The 653-nt window shown below is 51.3% G+C and carries 1 protein-coding gene; it reads right to left on the minus strand.

The genetic code is table 11. The features are described 5' to 3' along the window. Positions 1 to 3 precede the first annotated feature (3 nt). Positions 4 to 653 (minus strand): hypothetical protein (locus MQC88_RS10450; RefSeq protein WP_243321749.1); only part of this gene is annotated, 650 nt, incomplete at its 5' end.

Genomic DNA, 653 nt, shown 5'->3' on the forward strand with positions numbered 1-653 from the left:
CACTCACGCCACAGAGTACCGAGCACCACGCGTCTTGCCTTCTACAGTGAGCTTGCCGTCACTCATGAGCTGGCCGACTACAACTTGAGCCATCCGGATGTTCATTCCGAGAATGTCCGCAATCTCATTTACGCGTAGGCCAGGCTTCGCCGATAGCAGGTCATGCACGTCAGTAGTTGCCTTGGCAAAGTAGTCGTCAACAGTTGTGCGGGTGCTACGCGGATACCATTGGTCAAGCAAGACCGACAATTTGTCCTCAAGCTCGCTAAAGCTTGTGTACTGAATCCGATCAAGGCCGCGTATGTCGCTAGGCACTTCTTTAACATCTGTCTTGTCTGGGTTGAAGCAGATGTACCAGTCCTCCGACATGGCAAGAGCGATGCCCAGCTCCAATGTCACATTGGGGTTCCATGCAGAGATGTCGAACAGGGCAAAGTCAGACCCGCGAATGTAGCTAATGATCTTCTGCAAGATATGCATGTTCGTGATCTTTTCATCGGCGAAAATGAACTTGATCCCAAACGATTTCTCTAGAGCAGCGAAGACTTTGCGATAGTCCCGGGTGTCATACAGGTTGTACGCGTATGCCACGAAAACCTGCTTGGTGAGGCTGTCACTTCCTTTCGACATTGTGGTGATCTCCCCTGTGAGTG

Origin of the sequence: Cognatiluteimonas sedimenti, from assembly GCF_022808325.1 — a bacterium.
Taxonomy (GTDB): Bacteria; Pseudomonadota; Gammaproteobacteria; order Xanthomonadales; family Xanthomonadaceae; genus Cognatiluteimonas; species Cognatiluteimonas sedimenti.